The sequence below is a fragment of the Pacificibacter marinus genome (genome assembly GCF_018860505.1).
In the GTDB taxonomy this organism is placed as follows: domain Bacteria; phylum Pseudomonadota; class Alphaproteobacteria; order Rhodobacterales; family Rhodobacteraceae; genus Celeribacter; species Celeribacter marinus_B.
This window is the reverse complement of sequence record NZ_JAHKPU010000042.1, coordinates 55,629-71,546: the sequence shown is the minus strand read 5'-3', so window position 1 is coordinate 71,546 and position 15,918 is coordinate 55,629. Positions and strand designations below refer to the sequence as shown.

The window sequence follows — 15,918 nt, the reverse complement described above, 5'->3', positions numbered from 1 at the left end:
AGAGATAACGATTTGATTTACTTGATACCTTCGCGGGCCAACCGGTCGCGAAGCACGTCGATCTCGATGTCAAGATCGACCTTATTGTCTAAAAGTAACGCTTTGTTGCGTGCTGTGAAATTGCTTTCAAGGTCGTCTAAAAGCGCAAGGTAGGATGTGCGGGCGTCCATGTTACGGCTGCGGCCCCAGATGTCGGCGAATTTTGTCGTCGCGTCACGCGCACCTTGCAAATAGACGCTCAAATATTTGCGCGCTGCGGTCAAATCGCGCGGGTCTTCTTCGACAGTACGAAACATGGCGCGGGCGGTTTTGGCGAATTGATCTAGGCGGGTTTGCGTCTCGCGGTCGCCCGCGCGCTCTAGGGATTCACGCATAGAGGCCAAATGGCGTTCTGCCTCGGTGACAGCTTTGGCCACGCGATCTTGTTGAAAGGTGTCGATGCCTTCTATGCCTTTGTGTTTCAAAGGATCAATGCCAAAGGCAAAACTGTGTAAAGCTGTGCCGAGAACCGCGAAAATGGCAGCCTCAAGTGGGCCCCAACCCGCGATACCAACAAGGCTAAGTCCAAGGCCTGTTAAAGCAGACCCGAAAATTTTGCGTGGAATCGCAGGGCGGCGAGCGACTTTGCGCGCTTCATAGGCTTCTTGCGCTTTCAGGCCTTCGCGGGTCAGCCAAGCGGCCCCCAACAACAATCCCAGAGCGACAATGTATTGCGCCATGACAATGGGTTCAGCGCCAAAAGCTTTCCACGCCAAGGGCAGGGCAGCATAAAACAAGATGTTTGAGCGCGCGCCCACACGGGATGGTTCTTTGCCATCAAAAGGACGTGCTTTTGGGGCGTCCATCGATGTGTTCGCGTCATTGTTACTGTCAGGTGAGTATTTTGAGCCGTATTTTTGCGCCATGATCAGATGCCCTATGCGCCCAAAGTGGCGTAAAAGGTCAATGCAACCAGCAGATAATACGCAAGTTTTTGGGCCTTATTGGCGCTCATGTCGCTCTCACTCCATCCTATTGCGGGCTTATGCCCCTTTGCCCGTGCGGGTCTTGCCATAAGATATAGGTAACAAATGCGGTTCATGAAAGGGTTAAGCGTGGGGAAGCTTCATAAGTTGCTCCCCCTTGCTCAGAACTAAGGTTGCTTAGCTGCGTTTTTTGCCGCCGCCAAAACCGTTACCGCCGCGTGGTCCGCCGGACGGCTTGCCATCGCGGCCGCCTGTGGGTTTGTCGCCGTGAGATTTGAACCCTTTGGCGCGACCGCCATCAGGGCCACCGCGTGATTTGTAGCCTGCCGATTTGAAATCAGGTTTGCCGTCACGATCAACAGATTTGCCTTTGTAGCCGCTGCCTTTTGGGCCGCGATCATCACGCTCGCCGCGCGATTTGAACTCTGCGCCCTTTGGGCCACGATCATCGCGATCACGGGAATCTGTGCGGCCAAAGCTTTCCTTGCGCGGACCAGCAGGTTTGCCGCCACGGCTGACTTGACGGCGTGGCTCGCTTGGGTGTTCGATATCTGACGCGAAGGGATCAACGCCCAGCTGATCACGCAACACGCGGGCCTTAACCTCTTCGGCTTGACCGGGGCGAATGGTGCCCAAACGGAATGGGCCGTATGAGATGCGCATCAATCGATTCACGATAACGCCGATGTGTTCCATCGCGCGGCGAACCTCGCGGTTGCGCCCTTCGCGGATGCCTACAGTTAGCCAAGCGTTGGCCCCTTGTTGACGGTCGAACACAACTTCCATTGGTTGGAAATCTTCGCCATCAATCGTCACGCCTTTGCGCAGCTGATCTAGCAACGCCTCAGACGGAGAACCTTTGACGCGCACACGGTACTTGCGCAGCCAACCTGTGTCTGGCAGCTCAAGCTTGCGTTTCAATTCACCATCATTGGTGAGCAGCAAAAGCCCCTCAGAGTTTAAATCGAGACGCCCAACAGACAAAACCCGTGGAAGGCCTGCGGGCAGGTTTTCAAAGACGGTCTTGCGGCCAAGCTCGTCTTTTTCTGTGGTCACGAGGCCCAGAGGTTTGTGGTACAGCCACAAACGGGGCGGTTCCGCTTCGCCGATTTGTTGCCCGTCCACGGTGATGCGATCACCGGGCAATACGTTCAGCGCCGGTGAGACAACCTTGCGGCCATTCACGGTCACGCGACCCTCATCGATGATCACTTCGCAATCGCGGCGCGAGGCAACGCCCGCGCGGGCCAGAACTTTGGCGATCCGATCACCGGGGCGTGTGCCATCCGCGCCAGCCTCGGGGCCTTTGGCTGGCGCGATTTTAGGTGCGCCTTTCTTGGCATAGGGATTCGCGGGGGGCTTTTTGTAAGACTTGCCTTCCGTGTCACCATGGCTGCGGGAGCCTTTGCTTTTTGAAACAAAGGAGGGTGCGCCAGATTTTGCGCCGCGGGCGGGTTTTTTATCGGAATCTCGTGTCATACGATTGCCATAGCTGGGGTTTGCGCAGTTGGGAAGGGGGTGCTGTGCATTGGGCCTGCATTGAGCCTAGATTGAGCGGGTTTGGGCGCGCATTTGCTTGTCATAGGCCGATTTTGGGGGCAGATACAGGTCATGAGCTTTAGATCTTACATGGATATAGCATTGCGCGAGGCGCATGCGGCTGCGGCCCGTGGCGAGGTGCCTGTGGGGGCTGTGATTGTGTCGCCTACAGGAGATGTCGTGGCACAGGGGGGCAATCGCACCCGTGAATGGAATGATCCGACGGCTCATGCCGAAGTGGTCGCGATCCGTGCAGCTTGCACCGCTTTGGGGCAAGAACGCCTGTCGGGATATGATTTATACGTGACGCTTGAACCTTGCCCGATGTGTGCGGCGGCGATTTCGAATGCACGTATTGCGCGTCTGTATTATGGGGCAGAGGATGTGAAATCAGGCGGTGTGGCCCAGGGGGCGCGCGTTTTTTCCCACGCGCAATGCCATCACGCGCCTGAGGTTTATGATGGCATTTCTGCTCAAGATTCCGAAGACTTACTTAAAGATTTCTTTGCAAGTCGGCGCCGCTGAGCCGTCGTTTTATGTGCTGTCGTTGGGTGGTCTTGGCGTTTGTTGTGCCTATTCGCGCCTGCGTCTGCCCCAATTAATTTTCGACCAGACGATTTCATGCGCAAAATAGCAGATGAAGCCCACGACTGCGCCAGAAATAGCAATGCCGCCGCCTGCTGCAAATGACCCCGTGAATACAAAGCCAATGAGCGTCATGGTGAAAAGTCCAGCCAGTTGCCACGTAATAGATTTGGCGATGAGTCTGATCTTGCTGTCCATGGGGGCCCTCTGCGTAAAGTTGCGTAAAGTGTTGTGTTGTGATTGGGCTATCGTGAATATCGCGCTATGGACATTAGGGAAATTAGCTGCCTAAACTACACTTTGCAGATTTAATCCTACAAAGTTGATCTTAATGGACAAGCGTAAGCGAGCAGCCTTATTTCGAGAACGCCTATCGGACGCGATGGTGCTTAAGGGCGTTACAAAGAGCGCGCTCTCGCGCGCAACGCAGGTCGATCGATCTACGATTGGCCAGTTGTTAAATGTTGATCAACCGCGTTTGCCGAATGCACAATTGGCTGCTGAGGCTGCAAATGTATTGGGCGTTAGCACGGATTGGCTGCTCGGTCTCACCAACAGGCCAGAAACCCCAGGTAATATTGTGGCGGCAGCCTTGTCGCTCAGTCCAGCTGAACGGTCGTCTGCGGATGCGCAACTTCTTGAATGGCATCACGAATCTGCGGGCTATAAAGTGCGACACGTGCCAGCAACTTTGCCCGATATGTTGAAAACCAAGCAGATGTTGGAATGGGAATATGCGTCAGTGCGCGCGCGCCAGCTGCCACAGGCCTATGATGCCCTGCAAGATCAAATGGAGTGGGTGTCTTCTGGAGTGTCTGATTATGAAATTGCGCTGCCAATTCACGAGATCGAAGCCTGCGCTGCTGGAACCGCCTATTATGAGGGTGTGGGAAAAGACGTGCGCCATGCCCAGTTGAATTTTATTGCAGATCAATGTGATGAACTGTTCCCGAGGTTGCGTATATTTTTATTTGACGCGCATCGGGTTTTTAGCTCTCCCGTCACCGTTTTTGGTCCAAATTTGGCCGTTATATATGTGGGGCAATTCTATCTGGCTTTTCGCGAAATCGAGCGAGTTAAATCTTTGTCTAGTCATTTCGATTGGCTTGTCAGAGAGGCCATCGTGGACGCACGAGGCGTTTCCGCGCATATTCGCAGCCTGATTAAAGCGCAAAACTGACGGGCAGGGCTTGCGGCTGGAATTGCACAAACAACAACCGCGTGCTGCTGCATTGCGTCACATCAAGTCCCATCTAATCAGATCAGAGCCAAACTTTGTCGCGCCATAAGCTTGAAGCGGGGCGCGCGGCGCGATAAAGCCAATGCAATTAGATTGAATTAAGCGCCCTCAAAGCGCTGTTGAGATAACGGAGTTGCCCCATGTCGATCGACATTGATACCGCACGCCGCGTTGCATCGCTTGCACGCATTCGGGTTGAGGAAGATGCCCTCCCTGAGTTGGCCCAAGAATTCAACGCCGTTTTGGGCTTCATCGAGCAACTGTCTGAAGTGGACGTAGAAGGTATCGAACCGATGACCTCTGTGACCCCGCAGCGCCTCAAGCGTCGCACCGATGTGATCACCGATGGCGATCAACAAGCAAAAATTTTGAAAAACGCACCAGACGCGCGCGAAGGCTTTTTCGCTGTGCCCAAAGTGGTGGAGTGAGCGCTATGACTGATCTGAACACACTGACATTGGCCGCTGCGCGTGATGGTTTGCGCAAGGGCGATTTTACCTCATCCGATCTGACCGAAGCCTGCCTGACATCGATTGCGGCTGCTGGCAAACTCAACGCCTTTGTGCATGACACATCCGAGCAAGCGCGCGAACAGGCCAAAGCGGCGGACGTTCGTATTGCTGCTGGCGACGCGCCGAGCATGTGCGGTTTACCGATTGGCGTGAAAGATGTGTTCGCGACCAAAGGCCAGCCGACACAGGCGGCTTCGCATATTTTGGACGGGTTCAAGCCCGAATATGAAAGCACGATCACATCCAAATTGTTCGACGCTGGCACTGTTATGTTGGGCAAATTGAACATGGATGAGTTCGCGATGGGCTCGTCGAATGAAAATTCGGTCTACGGCCCTGCGATCAACCCATGGAAAATCGACGACCGCAACCTGACACCGGGTGGGTCCTCTGGTGGCTCTGCGGCTGCTGTGGCCGCGGATCTGTGTTTGGCTGCGACCGGTACTGACACGGGCGGGTCTATTCGTCAGCCTGCTGCCTTTACAGGCACAGTGGGCATCAAGCCAACCTATGGCCGCTGTTCGCGCTGGGGTGTCATCGCATACGCATCCTCATTGGATCAAGCGGGTCCGATGACCAAAACCGTGCGCGACGCGGCGATCATGTTGGAAGCCATGGCAGGTCACGACGCGAAAGATTCCACATCGATGGAACTGGCTGTGCCTGACTTCGAAGCGATGATCACGGGTGACATTAAAGGCAAAAAGATTGGTATTCCTAAAGAATACCGTCTCGATGGTATGTCCGCTGAAATTGCGAAGCTTTGGGATGATGGCGCTGCGATGCTGAAAGATGCGGGGGCTGAGATCGTTGATGTGTCCTTGCCGCACACCAAATACGCGTTGCCAGCTTATTACGTGATTGCACCTGCGGAAGCTTCGTCAAACTTGGCGCGTTATGATGGTGTGCGTTACGGTCATCGCGCGAAAATCGGCGAAGGCGATGGCATCGATGATATGTACGAGAAAACCCGCGCCGAAGGGTTTGGTCGCGAAGTGCAGCGCCGTATCATGGTCGGCACCTATGTGTTGTCGGCTGGTTTCTACGATGCCTATTACAACCGCGCCCGCAAAGTCCGCACCTTGATCAAACGCGATTTCGAACAGGTGTTTGCCGCTGGCGTTGACGCGATTTTGGCGCCGACCACGCCTTCCGCTGCATTCGGTATTGGCGAAGTGTCCAAAGCCGACCCTGTCGAGATGTATCTTAACGATGTGTTCACCGTGACGCTCAACTTGGCAGGCTTGCCGGGTGTGTCTGTGCCGACTGGATTGTCGTCCAAAGGCTTGCCGTTGGGATTGCAACTGATCGGGCGTCCTTGGGAAGAAGGCGATTTGCTGAATATTGCTCATAGTCTTGAACAGTCTGCGGGCTTTGTTTCCAAGCCGAGCAAATGGTGGTAACTCTGCTAACAACGTTCATTTTTTCGGGAGATGCATGATGCGTCGTGCCGCTTTTGCTGTGATGTCTTTGGCCGTTTTGGCTGCTTGTGATCCTGCCGTGCCCGACAGTGGTGCCGGCGTGGGGTTTGGAACCTATTCTGAATATCAAGCCCGCCGCGAGGCTGAACTGATTGCCAATGGCGAAGGGCGATCCGCGACTTCTGCGACGACCTCATCTGTGGCGGTTTCAGACATTTCGGACGAAGCCTTGGCAGCAATCGGTCAAAGCCAGTCTTCTGTGGGTGTACCGGCTGATCCGACGGGCCAATTTGCATCAACGCCGATTTCTGCCGGCGTTGAAAATGGCGCAGGCATTTCAGCGGAAAATGACTTTGATGCAGTGGCATCTGAGCGTTCAATCGCAGAAGATGCGGCGCGTGTGGCCGCAAATCGCGAAATATATCAAACGGTTGCGCCGACAACGATCCCAAGTCGCCCCTCGGGTTCGGGCACGTCTTTGGTTCAATTTGCGCTGTCTACGACCAACTCGGTTGGCCAGCCGATCTATTCACGTTTGACACTAGGCGCCGAAGCGCGCGCCTTGCGCAATTGTGCCAAATACCCGTCGCCTGATTTGGCGCAAGATGCCTTTTTGGCTGGTGGTGGGCCTGAGCGCAATGTCAAAGGTCTTGATCCAGATGGTGATGGTTTTGCCTGTTCATGGGATCCTAGACCCTTTCGCTTGGCCGCTGGTCGCAATTAATCTTGCATGACTGCACTATCCTGCCATAGCCAAGCCTCGCCCAATTTTGGCGAACGTAAGGGCGGTGCGGTGCCTGATATGATCGTCATTCATTATACGGCGATGGCAACGGGGGACGCGGCTGTCTCGCGGTTGTGCGATCCTGAATTTGAAGTCTCTGCTCATTATTTGATCGATATCGACGGACGTATCGTACGTATGGTCGATGAGACCAATCGGGCATGGCACGCGGGCGCGGGGCAATGGGGCGATGTGACGGACATAAATTCGCGCTCTATTGGGATTGAATTGGCCAATTGCGGTTTGGTACCTTTTGCCGCCGCGCAAATGGACGCGCTTGAGGCACTGCTACATGACATCACTGCCCGCCATTCCATCACGCCTGAGCGCATCATCGGTCATTCTGATATGGCTCCTAAACGTAAAATCGATCCAGGCCCAAGATTTGATTGGCGGCGCTTGGCTGTGCAGGGTTTGAGTATTTGGCCTGAAACATCTGCGCCTCGTAAAGTCGATAATGAAGCGTTTTTCGCTGACCTTGCTGTGTTTGGGTATTCCTGCGAAACATCTGCAGAGGCGCGCCTGTCTGCCTTTCGTGATCGATTTCGCCCGCGTCATTCCGGTCCCCTTGATGGCACAGACATGGCACTGGCGCGTGATCTTGCCATGCGCTTTCCCGTTGACCGCACAGCCGTGACAGCCTAAGTCCCAAATCGCACGGATGGCTGGGTGACCGCGGGTTTTGGGTGCGTAAGCATACTGGAACGCGAGGAAAGTCCGGACTCCATTGAACAACAGTGCCGGGTAACGCCCGGCGGGGGTAACCCTAGGGATAGCGCCACAGAGAACAGACCGCCTTCTAAATCGGAGGTAAGGGTGAAACGGTGAGGTAAGAGCTCACCGCGCGCGCGGCAACGCAAGCGGCACGGCAAGCCCCACTGGGAGCAATGCCAAATAGGGGTTTCGTGTGAGATTCTGCGTTCGCGCAGAGTGATCATAGGGAGGTTCAAGCCCGAGAGACCCGGGTTGGCAGCTTGAGCGTATTGGTAACACTGCGCCTAGAGGAATGGTCATCGAGGGGGCAACCCCAGACAAAATCCGGCTTATAGGCCATCCGTGCAATTTTAGGTTACCATGTCCGTGTTGGCCAATAGAGGCTTGGTTTTAAATAAGGATAGATAGAATGGCATTTTTTGATCTTGCTGTATTGACGAACGAAAATGGTTTGCTTGAAAGTGCTCAAGTTGGTGTGCTTGTTTTGACAACTCTCGTCTTTTGGTATCGCCTTTTTGGGCTATTCAGCGTCAAAAACCTACACTTGTTGGCATTTGGTCTATTCATTTCAAACATATCTTTTGTCGGTGCGGGGCGTGAATTGAGCTTTGGGGCAACTCTTGGTGCTGGGCCTGATTTGGTCGTGACTATTCAAACCGTAATGGCCACAATCTGGGCGAGCTTAACCCTGTGCGCGCTGGGACTTTTCATTACACGAGTCTCGCCAAAACTGACGGCTATAAAGCACTACCTGACACACCCAACAAGCCAGAATATATATGTTGCCATTTTGCTCTTCGGGGTGTCGAGTGCGTTTGAGCAAGGTGGACTTAATTTGCCGAAAAGTATGTTTATGGAAGAGCTGATTGAAGTCGGCGCTTTCGCCATACTTATGCGTGCCGCTTGGGTTTTGCGCTAGTTTGCCCAAATCGCAGCGGACCTTTTCGATCAGCAACCAGCATGCGTTGTTGCTTGCGCAGCCCAAATATACTTTCTTGAGCGATGCGAGATGTGCGCTTGCAGCAGGGGGCCGAATTGCTAATCGTTCCCCCTAAAAGCCCCTAGTACTAGGAAAAACCGTCTCTTGACCTCATATTCAGAACAGACAGTGATTTTAAATGAGGGATATCCACATGAGCTTTGTAAAAACATTGGCCACTTTGGCCGTAGGATTCGCGGCCGCTAAGGGCGTCACCAAAGTCAAACAAATGGGCGGCATGGATGGCGTGCGTGACGCGCTGCGCAAGGCTGGCGATGAAGGCGGCTTGGCAGATCAAGCGGGGCAGATGGCTGAAAAATTCGGTGTCCCCGGTGGCGCAGACGCCATTCGCAAAATGATGGGCACTTTTGGCGGTCAGGCGGCTGATGCCTCTGAGGCGACAGAAGCGGGCCTTGGGTCGCTGTTTGCGGCCATGGGCGGTGCGGCTGCCGCCGGTGCTGGTGGCTTGTCAGATATGTTTGGGGCTGTGACGCAAGGCACGCCTATGGGGGATGCCGCAGAAGAACACGCTAAGCTTATGATTCGTGCGATGATCATGGCCGCCAAATCAGATGGCGAGATCGATGCTGAAGAGCGGACCAAGATTTTGGATCACCTTACGGATGCCTCGAAAGACGAGATAGATTTCGTGCAGCAAGAATTGGATGCCCCAGTTGATCCTGTGGCTTTGGCCAAGGACGCGACCGAGGGCACAAAAGCAAAAGTCTACTCCGCCGCCTTGATGGCAATTTCTGTCGATACAGACGCGGAAAAAACATTCTTGAACGCTTTGGCCGCAGCCTTGCAAATCGACGCAGTCAAGCAAACCGAGATTCATCAAGCGATGGGCAAACCTGCGCTGTAACGCAGTGATCAATGTGGCATTGGCAAAGCCACTCGGCTGAAATGCTGGGGGCCTCAACAGAAATGTTGGGGTCTTCGTGTATCTTTTACATTCAGTCGTTATCTCTCTGGTCCACCCCGCGAATCTATGGCATAGGAAGCGCAAGAGCGGTGATTTAAGTGATTGTCTTACTTAAATTGCCATTATTTGGGGCCATGGTGGCTCCGCTTGTTTTTTTAGTGCCAACCCCATTGACTCGTGGGTGCAACACTTTAAAAGGCGGGCTTCAAGGATTTCACGGGGTGTCACGCGTAAGTGCCCGACTGACCCGTTGTACGTAAGACTGGAGACTTTAAAATGGCTAAGCCAACCACAATCAAAATCCGTCTGAACTCAACTGCGGACACGGGCCACTTTTATGTGACCAAGAAAAACGCGCGTACCATGACCGAAAAGATGGTCATGAAAAAGTACGACCCGGTTGTGCGCAAGCATGTTGAGTACAAAGAAGGCAAAATCAAGTAAGCCTGACTTGAACGACAAAATGCAAAAGCCGCGCAAACCACCAAGGTTCGCGCGGCTTTTCTTTATTTAAGATTGCTCTCGCGGACCTCCCCCAAATCACGACGCACAAGCGTGACACAGGAGACCCCGATATGTGTTTACTACAAGAGAGCCCTTTGAGCGAAAACGACAGTCTCAGCCTAGCCGAAGAACCGAAAAATGTTCTACCTTCTTTTGTCGTGCGTACGGCCACACCGGCTGATGCCTTGGCCATCGATGGCTTGATTGCGGCCAGTTATGGCGCGTTGATGCGGCCCGTTTATCACGATGACATTCTATCACGTGCTCTGCCGCGTTTGATGCGCACCGCGCCAAGTTTACTGTCTGGCGGCAGCTATTTTGTGGCTGATGCTGGCGGTGCGCTTTTGGGGGCAGGGGGCTGGTCGCAGGCCACCCCATTTGGCGGTGTTGGTCCGGCAACCAATGGACATATGCGCCGTGTTGCGGTCTTGCCGCATGTGATCCGGTCTGGTGTGGGGTCGCTGATCGTGGATCACGCATTGGCACATGCTCGCACACAGGGCGTGGAAAGTATGTTTTGCCTGTCCACATTGGCGGCGGAAGATTTTTACAAAGCCAAAGGGTTCGATGCGACAGGCGAAGTGGAATTGACGCTTGAGCCTGGCCTGTACTTGCCCGCCATTCAAATGCGCCGCACATTAAATTGATATGCTGCAGGGCAATCACTGCCGAGTAGGCACAAAAAAGGCCGGTCCTAAGACCGGCCTTTATCAAATCTATTGCATCAGCCTTAGTTACGATTGCCCAGAAGGTTCAGCAAGAACATGAACATGTTGATAAAGTCGAGGTAGAGGTTCAACGCACCCATGATCGCTGATTTTGCAAGCCATGTTGAGTCCATCGCATGTGCATGTGCAATGTAGTCGTTTTTGATTTTTTGCGTGTCAAAAGCTGTGAGGCCCGCAAAGATCAAAACGCCGATGACCGAAATCGCAAAGCTCAAAACGCCTGAGCCTAAGAAAATGTTGACGATGGACGCCACGATCAAACCTATCACACCCATCATCAAGAATGTGCCCATGCCAGACAGATCTTTTTTGGTGGTGTAGCCAAAGATAGACAGACCGGCGAAGGAAATGGATGTCACAAGGAAGGTCTGCGTGATGGACATGCCGGTGTAGACCAAAAAGATCGAGCTGATAGAGACGCCCATCAAGGCTGCGAATGCGTAAAAGAATGTTTGCGCGCCAGCGGCGGACAAGCGGTTCACGGCTGCGCCGAAAGCAAAGACCATTCCGAGGGGCGCAAGCATCACAACCCATTTAAGGGGGGATGTGTAAAGAGCCTGACCAAGACCGGTCAGATACTGACCTTCGCGGAACATGAGTTCTGTTGGCGTTGACGTCACAGCCAGATTGGCAATGGCCCAAGCGGCCAAGGCCGTGATCAAAAGACCTACAGACATCGTGCCGTAAACTTTGTTCATGTGGGTGCGAAGCCCTGCATCGATTTGGGCGGATGAGCGGGCGCCAACGCCTGCATCAATCGTTCTGTAGTCAGCCATTAACTGTCTCCTGTGGGAATTAAACGTTACTCCAAGCGGATTGCTTGGTTTCCATATCCATATTGGCGCGCTGACAGAGCTTTTCAAGGCTTAAGCGGTGTCAGTGGGGGGATAAAACGTAAAAAGACCACGCCTTTGTGTGGGGCGCGGTCTGGATCGCTGATGGTTCGGGGACAATGATTCCAATCAGGCGATATTGATGAGAAGTAACGTGGCTTATTTCATCCAGTGTTGCGGAACATCCCAAGCTGGGCGTTCAGATTCGTATTCGGCTTGTGCGCGTGTGATACCGATGTCTGACAGGATGCTATCATCAAGCTCTGCCAATGCTTTGCGTTGACGTGCCACTGCGCGCGCTTGGATCACGCGGGACAACAGGGATTTGGCGGGGCGGGCGCGAGAGGCGCGCTGAAGCGTCAATGTTAGCATGGCTTTACTTTCCTATTTGTGATGTTTCACTATCTACGTATCATTCATGTTGATATGTTTCGTCGATTTGTTATGATAAGTAAAATGAATGATTGTTGACTGATGTATCACGGAGATTGATATGGCGCGAAATTTGGATCTGACGGCTTTGCGGTCTTTTGTGGCCGTGGCTGATTGCGGCGGTGTCACGCGTGCGGCAGGGTTTTTGAACCTCACGCAGTCTGCCGTTTCGATGCAACTTAAACGCCTTGAGGAAAGTCTTGATCTTAAATTGCTGGATCGCACGGCGCGTACCATCGCCTTAACCGCCAACGGCGAACAGTTGTTGTCCTATGCGCGCCGAATGCTGGATTTGAACGACGAAGTGTTCGGGCGTTTGACTGCGCAAGAATTTGAAGGCGAAATCACTTTGGGTGTGCCTCATGATATCGTTTATCCCTCGATTCCGCAGGTGCTGCAACAATTCAACCATGCCTATCCTCGGATGCGGGTGCATCTTGTGTCTTCCTTCACTCTGAAATTGAAAGAGATGTTGGCCAAAGGCGAAGTGGATTTGATTCTCACCACCGAAGACACTTTGGATGCAGGGGGCGAGACTTTGGTCGAATTGCCGTTGGTGTGGGTTGGCGCGGTCAATGGTGTTGCTTGGCGTCAACGACCTTTGCGACTGGCGTTTGAGCACAAGTGTTTGTTCCGCAAAGGCGTGCAAAAAGCGTTGGATGATGCCGGCATTCCGTGGCACATGGCTATTGAAAGCGATCAATCGCGCACAATCGAGGCGTCAGTGTCTGCAGATTTAGCGGTTCATGCGATGCTGGTCGGTTCAACGCCACCGCAATCAGAGACCGTTCAGCATGGCGGAGCCTTGCCTGAATTGCAAAGCAAGCAGGTTAATCTATACAGTTCAGACATGGCACGCGGCCAAGCCTTTAACGCGCTCAGGGATTTACTGCGCGCCTCTTATGATATGCGTCTCACGGCGCGCGGTCTGGCGGCTCAGTAAAGATTTGGGTGATGACGGCACAGAGGCTAGGGGGTGATGATGACCTTGCCAGCCGCTTGGCGGTTTTTCAGTAAGGCAAGACCTTCGGCGGCGCGGTCCAAAGGCAAACGGTGCGAAATATGCGGGGTGATTTTGCCCGCCGCCGCCCAGTCAAACAGTTGGCCCAGAGACGTTGTGATGATTTCGGGCGCAAAGCCAAAATAAGCGCCCCAGTAGAATCCGATCACTGTGATGTTTTTGACCAGCATGTGATTGGGCTTTATTGTCGGCAGGTTGCCTCCCGCAAAGCCGATCAATAGGATACGCCCATTGGGGTTGGTTGCACGAAAGCAGGCCTCGAACAGATCGCCACCAACTGCGTCATAGACAACATCGGCGCCCCCCAGTGCTTTGATCTTGTCGCGTAAGTCTGGATCATCGGCATCGATCACGTGGTCTGCACCAGCTTTGCGCGCGATCTCACGTTTTGCACCGCCACGCGCAACGGCAATCACCTCGGCTCCAAGTTGTTTTCCCAGTTCGACTGCCGTCAAACCCACGCCCCCTGCAGCCCCCGTGACAACAAGGCGTTCGCCAGGTTGCAGGTGTGCTTTATACGTCAACGCCATATGCGAGGTGCCGTAAGCAATCTGCAAAGCTGCTGCATCGTCATAGGACAGCGCGTCGGGCAATGGGATGCAGCGCTGTGCTGGTGCTATCGCCACATTCGCAAGGCCGCCTTGTCCTGTATAGGCCGCCACACGTGAGCCAATTTCAAGATGGCTTGGTGCGCCGATGCCCAAGGCGATGATCTCGCCCGCGAATTCCATTCCCAAAGTAAATGGTAGCTCTGGCGTGTCCTGATATTTGCCTGAGCACATCAACAGGTCGGCAAAATTTAAGCCGCAAGCGTGTACTTTTATAAGAACGTCCTGCGCTTGAAGGATCGGAAGGCGGTGCGTCACTAATTTTGGGGGCGTGTTGGCTGCGATTACTTGATATGCGGGTGTGTGTTTTGACATGGCGCAACAATACTCGAATGCCACTGAAAATGAATAAGTTGAATTGACGCATTTTAAGTTTTGCACTCTGCATTGATAAGTTGCTTATTGCTAAATATATTCGCAAAATGCGAAAAATATGAGATGCTCGCGCTGCGGTTTAGTCAAAAAATCGATTTTAGCAGCGATGATAATTATTAAACTTTGCGAAAAATGTGATAAATGTTATTAGTTATCATGTGGTTATATGTTTGTTCTTCTGGCCTGTCCAAAAAGACAGGTTGAGGAATACCACGAGTCAGATGAACTCTGTTACACACGCATAGGTTATTTTGTGTACCTCAGTAAGGAGCGGTTAGAATGAAACATCCTGTGGATGTACATGTAGGAAAGCGCGTTCGCCATCGGCGTTGGATGGTCGGGATGACGCAACAGCAGCTCGCCGAAAAGGTGGGTATTAAGTTTCAACAGATTCAGAAATATGAAACTGGAATGAATCGTGTATCGGCATCCCGCCTGTGGGATATCTCAGAAGCCTTGGGTGTGCCTGTCGCATTTTTCTTTGAAGGTGTAGATGTCACTGCAAACACGGATGTCGCCGTATCAGGATCAGTTCCTGCGGACATCCTTGCGGATAAAGAAGCACTTGAGTTGGTGCGGTCTTACTATTCTATTCCAGAGAACCAACGCCGTCGTTTGTTCGAATTGGCTCGAGTTTTATCCGACGTCGCATGATATAAGTGGCGCCTTACAAGTGTAACTGTTGATCAATACGATGTCTTTCAATGGTCCCGATGCCACTTATGGCACGGGACCTTTGCATATTTTAGTTCAGGTTTTTTACATTTTCAGTACGAGGTCTTGCGTCTTGACGCATCGCGTATGAGTCTTTACCGCAAAGGTCTAGGCTGGCGCGTGATGGCCTTTGAGGTTTTTCACCGCATCAGACAGCCCGCGCCGCGCAGATCAAAACACAAAAGGATGTGTTCTCGGTATGACGCAGTTAAAAATTGGCACAGAGCAACAAGCAAGCCTCATCGCAACCGCACATGCCGCAGCCGACGCTGCGCGCGAGGTGACGTTGCAATATTTTCGCGGTACATCGCTGGGCACAGAATCAAAATTAGCGGCTGGCTTTGATCCTGTCACCGTTGCGGATCGCGGCGCTGAAGAAATCATGCGCAAAGTTATCAGCGAGATGCGCCCCGATGATGCCATTCACGGCGAAGAGTTCGGCCCCAAAGAGGGGACATCTGGCCTGACATGGGTTTTGGACCCTATCGACGGGACGCGGGGTTTTATTTCTGGCACACCCACTTGGGGTGTTTTGATTGCCTGTCGCGATGACGCAAGCGTGCATCTGGGGGTGATTGATCAACCCTATATTGGGGAACGCTTCTTTGGCGGCTTTGGTCTTGCTGAAGTGACAGGGCCGCATGGCGTAAGGCCGCTTGCGGCGCGCAAAGACGTGAGCTTAAGCGATGCTATCATTTTCACCACTTTCCCTGAAGTTGGCACAGCCGCAGACCGCAGGGGCTTTGAAAACGTGGCAAATCAGTGCAAGCTGACACGGTACGGCATGGATTGTTACGCCTATGCGCTTTTAGCGGCAGGGCAGATTGATCTTGTAATCGAAGCGGGTTTGCAACCCTATGATATTTTGGGGCCGATCGGTGTGATCGAGGCCGCAGGGGGCGTGGTAACGGACTGGCAAGGAAAATCTGCGCAAAACGGTGGGCGTATTTTGGCTGCGGGATCTCAGGCTTTGTTGGCCGAGGCTTTAGAATTGTTGAAAGACGTGTAACCACAAATATTGGTTATATGTGGCGTTAAA

At 53.1% G+C, this 15,918-nt stretch carries 19 protein-coding genes and 1 other RNA gene; 14 read left to right on the top strand and 6 right to left on the bottom strand.

From position 1 onward, the window contains the following. Positions 1-17: 17 nt before the first annotated feature. Positions 18-905 (bottom strand): 5-bromo-4-chloroindolyl phosphate hydrolysis family protein, encoded by an 888-nt coding sequence (locus KO503_RS15605; RefSeq protein ID WP_215992476.1) that lies wholly within the window; start codon positions 903-905, stop codon positions 18-20. Between the two features lie 237 nt (positions 906-1,142). Beyond that, positions 1,143-2,444, bottom strand: a complete 1,302-nt coding sequence (locus KO503_RS15600) for a pseudouridine synthase (RefSeq protein ID WP_215992475.1) — start codon at positions 2,442-2,444, stop codon at positions 1,143-1,145. A gap of 132 nt (positions 2,445-2,576) precedes the next feature. Between KO503_RS15600 and KO503_RS15595 the strand changes: the two genes are divergently transcribed. Beyond that, positions 2,577-3,029, top strand: coding sequence for a nucleoside deaminase (locus KO503_RS15595; protein ID WP_215992474.1), 453 nt, complete (start codon positions 2,577-2,579; stop codon positions 3,027-3,029). Between the two features lie 48 nt (positions 3,030-3,077). Here the strand turns inward: KO503_RS15595 and KO503_RS15590 are convergent, their stop codons facing one another. After that, the gene (locus KO503_RS15590) at positions 3,078-3,287 is read right to left on the bottom strand and encodes a DUF2061 domain-containing protein (protein ID WP_215992473.1); all 210 of its coding nucleotides are present in this window, start codon (positions 3,285-3,287) and stop codon (positions 3,078-3,080) included. A gap of 133 nt (positions 3,288-3,420) precedes the next feature. On the opposite strand from KO503_RS15590, the gene KO503_RS15585 reads away from it, so the two are divergent. The 10 genes from KO503_RS15585 (at position 3,421) to KO503_RS15540 (ending at position 10,815) form a co-directional block, all read left to right on the top strand. Next, positions 3,421-4,269, top strand: a complete 849-nt coding sequence (locus tag KO503_RS15585; protein WP_215992472.1) for a helix-turn-helix domain-containing protein — start codon at positions 3,421-3,423, stop codon at positions 4,267-4,269. Between the two features lie 200 nt (positions 4,270-4,469). Continuing rightward, positions 4,470-4,757: an Asp-tRNA(Asn)/Glu-tRNA(Gln) amidotransferase subunit GatC gene (gene gatC, locus KO503_RS15580; RefSeq protein WP_215945371.1), complete on the top strand. Its 288-nt coding sequence runs from the start codon at positions 4,470-4,472 to the stop codon at positions 4,755-4,757. 5 nt (positions 4,758-4,762) lie between these two features. Next, positions 4,763-6,244: an Asp-tRNA(Asn)/Glu-tRNA(Gln) amidotransferase subunit GatA gene (gatA, locus tag KO503_RS15575; protein ID WP_215992471.1), complete on the top strand. Its 1,482-nt coding sequence runs from the start codon at positions 4,763-4,765 to the stop codon at positions 6,242-6,244. A 34-nt stretch (positions 6,245-6,278) separates the two neighbouring features. Next, the gene (locus KO503_RS15570) at positions 6,279-6,986 is read left to right on the top strand and encodes a hypothetical protein (RefSeq protein ID WP_252731129.1); all 708 of its coding nucleotides are present in this window, start codon (positions 6,279-6,281) and stop codon (positions 6,984-6,986) included. A gap of 78 nt (positions 6,987-7,064) precedes the next feature. Further along, entirely contained in the window at positions 7,065-7,691 is a 627-nt protein-coding gene (locus KO503_RS15565; RefSeq protein ID WP_215992504.1) for an N-acetylmuramoyl-L-alanine amidase, read from the top strand. A gap of 12 nt (positions 7,692-7,703) precedes the next feature. Continuing rightward, an RNA gene (gene rnpB / locus KO503_RS15560) (RNase P RNA component class A) lies at positions 7,704-8,108 on the top strand. A 61-nt stretch (positions 8,109-8,169) separates the two neighbouring features. Further along, complete coding sequence (locus tag KO503_RS15555) at positions 8,170-8,679, top strand: hypothetical protein (protein WP_215992470.1); 510 nt, start codon at positions 8,170-8,172, stop codon at positions 8,677-8,679. A 214-nt stretch (positions 8,680-8,893) separates the two neighbouring features. Then, on the top strand, positions 8,894-9,604 hold the full coding sequence (locus tag KO503_RS15550) for a DUF533 domain-containing protein (RefSeq protein ID WP_215992469.1): 711 nt from the start codon (positions 8,894-8,896) through the stop codon (positions 9,602-9,604). Between the two features lie 336 nt (positions 9,605-9,940). Then, positions 9,941-10,108 carry a 50S ribosomal protein L33 gene (gene rpmG, locus KO503_RS15545; RefSeq protein ID WP_085849169.1) on the top strand — a complete coding sequence of 56 codons (168 nt, stop codon included), beginning with the start codon at positions 9,941-9,943 and terminating at the stop codon, positions 10,106-10,108. A 131-nt stretch (positions 10,109-10,239) separates the two neighbouring features. Then, entirely contained in the window at positions 10,240-10,815 is a 576-nt protein-coding gene (locus tag KO503_RS15540) for a GNAT family N-acetyltransferase (RefSeq protein ID WP_215992468.1), read from the top strand. Positions 10,816-10,898: 83 nt separating this feature from the next. Here the strand turns inward: KO503_RS15540 and KO503_RS15535 are convergent, their stop codons facing one another. Both KO503_RS15535 and KO503_RS15530 read right to left on the bottom strand, forming a co-directional pair. Next, positions 10,899-11,672: a Bax inhibitor-1/YccA family protein gene (locus KO503_RS15535; RefSeq protein WP_215992467.1), complete on the bottom strand. Its 774-nt coding sequence runs from the start codon at positions 11,670-11,672 to the stop codon at positions 10,899-10,901. Between the two features lie 216 nt (positions 11,673-11,888). Continuing rightward, positions 11,889-12,101: a DUF1127 domain-containing protein gene (locus tag KO503_RS15530; protein ID WP_215992466.1), complete on the bottom strand. Its 213-nt coding sequence runs from the start codon at positions 12,099-12,101 to the stop codon at positions 11,889-11,891. A 121-nt stretch (positions 12,102-12,222) separates the two neighbouring features. Between KO503_RS15530 and KO503_RS15525 the strand changes: the two genes are divergently transcribed. Beyond that, complete coding sequence (locus KO503_RS15525) at positions 12,223-13,104, top strand: LysR family transcriptional regulator (RefSeq protein ID WP_215992465.1); 882 nt, start codon at positions 12,223-12,225, stop codon at positions 13,102-13,104. 26 nt (positions 13,105-13,130) lie between these two features. Here KO503_RS15525 and KO503_RS15520 read toward each other — a convergent pair whose 3' ends face one another. Further along, on the bottom strand, positions 13,131-14,105 hold the full coding sequence (locus tag KO503_RS15520) for an NADPH:quinone oxidoreductase family protein (protein ID WP_215992464.1): 975 nt from the start codon (positions 14,103-14,105) through the stop codon (positions 13,131-13,133). A gap of 339 nt (positions 14,106-14,444) precedes the next feature. Between KO503_RS15520 and KO503_RS15515 the strand changes: the two genes are divergently transcribed. Both KO503_RS15515 and KO503_RS15510 read left to right on the top strand, forming a co-directional pair. Further along, positions 14,445-14,819, top strand: coding sequence for a helix-turn-helix domain-containing protein (locus tag KO503_RS15515; protein WP_215992463.1), 375 nt, complete (start codon positions 14,445-14,447; stop codon positions 14,817-14,819). A 259-nt stretch (positions 14,820-15,078) separates the two neighbouring features. After that, complete coding sequence (locus KO503_RS15510) at positions 15,079-15,888, top strand: inositol monophosphatase family protein (protein WP_215992462.1); 810 nt, start codon at positions 15,079-15,081, stop codon at positions 15,886-15,888. The last annotated feature ends 30 nt before the right edge of the window (positions 15,889-15,918 follow it).

Excerpts from the sequence above, each read along its gene's own strand:
- KO503_RS15605 (WP_215992476.1), bottom strand. The coding sequence starts at position 905 with ATGGCGCAAAAATACGGCTCAAAATACTCACCTGACAGTAACAATGAC.
- KO503_RS15550 (WP_215992469.1), top strand. The coding sequence starts at position 8,894 with ATGAGCTTTGTAAAAACATTGGCCACTTTGGCCGTAGGATTCGCGGCC.
- KO503_RS15565 (WP_215992504.1), top strand. The coding sequence starts at position 7,065 with ATGATCGTCATTCATTATACGGCGATGGCAACGGGGGACGCGGCTGTC.
- KO503_RS15520 (WP_215992464.1), bottom strand. The coding sequence starts at position 14,105 with ATGTCAAAACACACACCCGCATATCAAGTAATCGCAGCCAACACGCCC.
- KO503_RS15570 (WP_252731129.1), top strand. The coding sequence starts at position 6,279 with ATGATGCGTCGTGCCGCTTTTGCTGTGATGTCTTTGGCCGTTTTGGCT.
- gatC (WP_215945371.1), top strand. The coding sequence starts at position 4,470 with ATGTCGATCGACATTGATACCGCACGCCGCGTTGCATCGCTTGCACGC.
- KO503_RS15530 (WP_215992466.1), bottom strand. The coding sequence starts at position 12,101 with ATGCTAACATTGACGCTTCAGCGCGCCTCTCGCGCCCGCCCCGCCAAA.
- KO503_RS15600 (WP_215992475.1), bottom strand. The coding sequence starts at position 2,444 with ATGACACGAGATTCCGATAAAAAACCCGCCCGCGGCGCAAAATCTGGC.
- KO503_RS15515 (WP_215992463.1), top strand. The coding sequence starts at position 14,445 with ATGAAACATCCTGTGGATGTACATGTAGGAAAGCGCGTTCGCCATCGG.
- KO503_RS15595 (WP_215992474.1), top strand. The coding sequence starts at position 2,577 with ATGAGCTTTAGATCTTACATGGATATAGCATTGCGCGAGGCGCATGCG.
- rpmG (WP_085849169.1), top strand. The coding sequence starts at position 9,941 with ATGGCTAAGCCAACCACAATCAAAATCCGTCTGAACTCAACTGCGGAC.
- KO503_RS15525 (WP_215992465.1), top strand. The coding sequence starts at position 12,223 with ATGGCGCGAAATTTGGATCTGACGGCTTTGCGGTCTTTTGTGGCCGTG.
- gatA (WP_215992471.1), top strand. The coding sequence starts at position 4,763 with ATGACTGATCTGAACACACTGACATTGGCCGCTGCGCGTGATGGTTTG.
- KO503_RS15535 (WP_215992467.1), bottom strand. The coding sequence starts at position 11,672 with ATGGCTGACTACAGAACGATTGATGCAGGCGTTGGCGCCCGCTCATCC.
- KO503_RS15540 (WP_215992468.1), top strand. The coding sequence starts at position 10,240 with ATGTGTTTACTACAAGAGAGCCCTTTGAGCGAAAACGACAGTCTCAGC.
- KO503_RS15590 (WP_215992473.1), bottom strand. The coding sequence starts at position 3,287 with ATGGACAGCAAGATCAGACTCATCGCCAAATCTATTACGTGGCAACTG.
- KO503_RS15585 (WP_215992472.1), top strand. The coding sequence starts at position 3,421 with ATGGACAAGCGTAAGCGAGCAGCCTTATTTCGAGAACGCCTATCGGAC.
- KO503_RS15555 (WP_215992470.1), top strand. The coding sequence starts at position 8,170 with ATGGCATTTTTTGATCTTGCTGTATTGACGAACGAAAATGGTTTGCTT.
- KO503_RS15510 (WP_215992462.1), top strand. The coding sequence starts at position 15,079 with ATGACGCAGTTAAAAATTGGCACAGAGCAACAAGCAAGCCTCATCGCA.